The following is a 3,763-nucleotide window of genomic DNA, read 5'->3' as shown; positions in this document are numbered from 1 at the left end:
CGATGTCGCGCGGCGATCGGCGGAAACCGTTGAAAGCCAGGCGGGTACGCAAGACCAAGGGGGGACCGCCGATGGCTGAGCGGTCGATCACAATTCGCCAACCGGTGCCACAGCCCCGGGAGGGTCAGCGGGTGCCGGTTCTCGTCATAGCGTGGCCCCCGGTGCGCGAAGGTGGCCCCTGGACTGTGGAAGTGCGGGCACCGAAGGAAGCGGTCACCGCGCGTATCGTGGTTCCGCCCATCGCCTTCATTGATGATCCGGAGGCCGAGCTTCTGGGAGAGGAATTCGTCAAGCAAAAGGTCCCGGCGGCGATGCACGCGTTGCTACTACCCGGTGCCGTCGTGGCAAGTGAAACCCTTCAGCCCACTCGCCCCAGCGACTTTCTTGCCGCACAAGAATACGCCACAGTGATACGGAGGTTAGTGCATGCGGAGCCATGACACAGCGGTTCTGACAGCCACAGCAAGGAACGGTGAAATTGTGGTCACTCTCAAAGGCGGTCCTCTGCCCGAACCCATCACGCATTGTGTGCCAGTGAAGGATCGAACGGCTTGGCGTGAATTGGCGGACCGATTCCGCCGTCAATTTGGGATCGACATGGGCGACACCCTCAACGTGCTCCTCGAGGCGGTCAACGAGGCCAAAACACAGGGTAGGGATGCCCACCCGGTGGATCCCCCGGCGGAATCCAGGCCCGGGGATGCGACGGCCGGTTTCCCGCCTAAAACCAACAACACAGAATCGGAGTTTGATTTTCAACCCGTCATCATCAATCTGGAAGAGGTTGTGGCGACCCCAGTGGAATGGCTCTGGGATAAACGCATTCCGTTAGGTCGGATCACACTCTTAGTTGGCAAGCCCGGCCAAGGCAAGAGTTTTCTGACGTGTGACTTTGCGGCCCGTGTGACCACCGGCACCCCGTGGCCGGATGGTTCACCCTGTCACAAAGGTTCCGTTCTCATGCTCACGCTGGAAGATGACCCGGCTGATACCATCCGGCCGCGGCTGGACGCCATGCACGCCGACGTGGCCCGGGTGCGAATTCTCAAGGCCGTAAACTACCGCGGTATAGACGGTGCCCCGCGTCAACGGGGGCTGACGCTGGCCGACTTACCCGTGATCGAAAAGGCCCTGGAGTCACTCTCGGATTGCCGACTTCTGGTGATTGACCCCATCGGGGACTTTCTTGGCGGGCGAGTGGATTCCCACCGGGATAATGAGATTCGCGCGGTGCTCACCCCGCTGGCTGAGCTGGCCCAGCGGCGCAAGGTGGCCGTCCTGGTGGTCATGCACCGCCGGAAATCTACAGGGGAGGGTGGGGCTGATGAAACGGCTATGGGTTCACGTGGCTTTACCGGGATTTCCCGAAGTGTGTGGCATGTGTCCAGGGACGCCAACGACAAAAAGCGGCGATTGTTCCTACCCGGGAAACAGAATCTCGCGGAAGAGCTGCCCGGCTTGGCGTTCCGTATCACGGGCGAACCCCCGCGGGTGGAATGGGAACGCGAACCCGTCAACATGACGGCTGATGAGGGACTAGAGGCGGAGCGGCAGGCATCCCGCCCGGGACCGGAAGCCGACGCCCTGGAAGATGCCAAGGCGTTTCTCTTGGTAGCCCTGAGCGCCGGCCCACGGTTAGCCAAAGACGTCCTGGAAGACTGGCGTGTAAACCACGGGGGGTGTCAGCGGACACTGTACACGGCCAAAGCAAAACTCGGGGTGGAATCGTTCCGCGAAAAGAATCCCGGCCCTTGGTTTTGGAAACTGCCCGAGGGGGCACATTGCAAAGATACAAGCACGTTGCAAACCACATTGCAAACACAAATAGCTTTGCAATCTGTGCAATGTGTGGAAAAAACCGGGGTTTCAAACACGTCGGAGGGGGCACATTGCAAAGTTGCAGATACCTTAGACGAACCTTGCAATGTGCTCAATGACCCCAAACCTAAACCCACCGAGAACCTAACACCTACACCCCCCGAAAGTGGCGGGACGGATTCCGGGGATTCTGGACGGCCCCAACATTCCGTGGTGGACCTTGATGATGTGAACCATCAACTGGCAGAAGCGGCGGAAGGCGACGTCGATGCGTGGCTGGATTTCTCATGAGCGGAGGGCGGCAATGGACTTACGGCACACCCACACCTTGGACACTGGCACTGACCCCGAAACCAGCCCGGAAAGCGCCACATACTTCCTTCACTGGCTCAATCGCCCCGGTGTCAAGGTGGTATGGGAAAACGGCAAACTCCGGCTTGGCGTGAAGCCCGGGGCGTTGACGACTGACGAAGTGGCCATCTTGCTTCAGCACAAACAGGAAGTGGGCGGCTGGCTGTTACTCCACACACTCTGGGAGGCGGGGTATTCCCTCCGGTTGCAACCGAGCGAATACGGTCCGGGATACGTCATGATCCCGACGGGGACGCCGGCGCGACCCGTGGGTAACTTTCCAGCCCTCTTCGAGCTGTACGACACTTTCCATGACTCCGCGGTGGCCCTGCTACTGGATGCATGCCGGTTACTCAAGATCGATCCCGTGGACTGGCTCAAGACCGCGGAGCGGTTCGTTAGGGAAACGGCCCTCCGCCGGGGAGAGTGCCCCCGACCGGAAAGGCCGGCGCGAGGCTGAAAAAGGCACCCACGGATACCCCTATTTTGCATCGGGAATAGGTTCCCGCACAAAAAAACGCCCCCGCAAAAGCAGCATCAGGAGCCCTCTTATGTCCCATCCAATCATCCCCATAGTTTTGGCCCGCTACGCCTGGCGTGTTTGCCCGCAATGTGGTGCGGAAGTGATCATCCGAACCAGTAAGCAAGTGGGCCTGTATCGCATCCGCTATCTGAAGTGCCGGCGTTGCGGATGGGGGAAGAAAAACACTGTACCCGTACAATCGGACTCCCTCAATAACCCGAAAAAAATGGCTGAAACTCAATACAATGACGGCGAGAGCAAGGAGCAAACCCATGCAGTACCTGAACAATGAAGAATATGAAGCCATCGCCGCCCTGGCTTTGAAACGCTATGGCTTAACGCAAAGCCAGATTCAGACCTTGTTAGCCGCCCGCTGGCCGATGCTGGGGACAGGTCTTATCAGCGAGGCTGAGGGGCGTGGGTTGATCATCACCCGCCAGGATATTGAGGATTGGTTGCGTGAAACCACGGGCGGGAAGTGGAGCGACGGGGAGCCGGTGACGCCCGAAAACACATTTTTCTCCCTCCCCTTAGCCGAGCGCTTTTTTGAGTGGTGTGTGAAAACAAAACGCGCCAAGCCCACACTCGTGAACCACCTCTTAGAAGAGAACCCCAGCTACAAGAAGCGAATTTTGCAACTGGCCAATTCACAATCCAACTGAGAGCATGCAGACCAGAACACTCCAACTGCAATCCGTCCCGCTGGTCCTTGAGGCCCAGAAGGATAAACAGCCTGTCAAGGTACGCATCACAGCCTATACCGGGGGCGTCATGACTGTCACCGGCTGGGGGCCGGTCATCATCGATCTCCAGGGCCTTGAACTACCGGAGCGAGTGACACTCCTTTCTGATCACGAAGGCCGCACCGAGGCCACTGTCGGCTGGGGAATCCCCCAAACCGACGGCAAAACTCTCGTGATCGAAGGAGCCATCACCGAAGCTACCGAGGCCGGCCAGGTGGTCATTGCCCTTCTCAAGGACGCTGTCCCGTTGCAAGCCAGTGTGGGGGTCGAGGCCACCGAATACCGGCGGCTGGACCCCGGAGCCACAGTAACGGTGAACGGACGGACA

Annotated in this window: 6 protein-coding genes; all 6 read left to right on the top strand. The window is 59.3% G+C overall.

The features are described from left to right. A partial coding sequence (locus H5U08_RS12700; protein ID WP_297033628.1) for a hypothetical protein occupies positions 1-440 on the top strand: 440 nt, incomplete at its 5' end. Then, on the top strand, positions 427-2,109 hold the full coding sequence (locus tag H5U08_RS12695; protein WP_297033626.1) for an AAA family ATPase: 1,683 nt from the start codon (positions 427-429) through the stop codon (positions 2,107-2,109). The genes H5U08_RS12700 and H5U08_RS12695, both read left to right, overlap by 14 nt. A 13-nt stretch (positions 2,110-2,122) precedes the next feature. Continuing rightward, positions 2,123-2,629 carry a hypothetical protein gene (locus tag H5U08_RS12690; protein ID WP_297033623.1) on the top strand — a complete coding sequence of 169 codons (507 nt, stop codon included), beginning with the start codon at positions 2,123-2,125 and terminating at the stop codon, positions 2,627-2,629. 91 nt (positions 2,630-2,720) lie between these two features. Further along, positions 2,721-2,984 (top strand): hypothetical protein, encoded by a 264-nt coding sequence (locus tag H5U08_RS12685; protein WP_297033621.1) that lies wholly within the window; start codon positions 2,721-2,723, stop codon positions 2,982-2,984. Then, a complete protein-coding gene (locus H5U08_RS12680; RefSeq protein WP_297033618.1) occupies positions 2,965-3,354 on the top strand; it encodes a hypothetical protein in 390 nt (129 codons plus the stop codon). The genes H5U08_RS12685 and H5U08_RS12680 overlap by 20 nt, the downstream gene beginning before the upstream one ends. 4 nt (positions 3,355-3,358) lie before the next feature. After that, positions 3,359-3,763: hypothetical protein (locus H5U08_RS12675; protein WP_297033616.1), on the top strand; the 405-nt coding region annotated here is incomplete at its 3' end.

The sequence above is a fragment of the Thermogutta sp. genome, assembly GCF_014359955.1.
GTDB lineage: Bacteria > Planctomycetota > Planctomycetia > Pirellulales > Thermoguttaceae > Thermogutta.
This window is presented reverse-complemented; position numbering and strand designations above follow the sequence as displayed.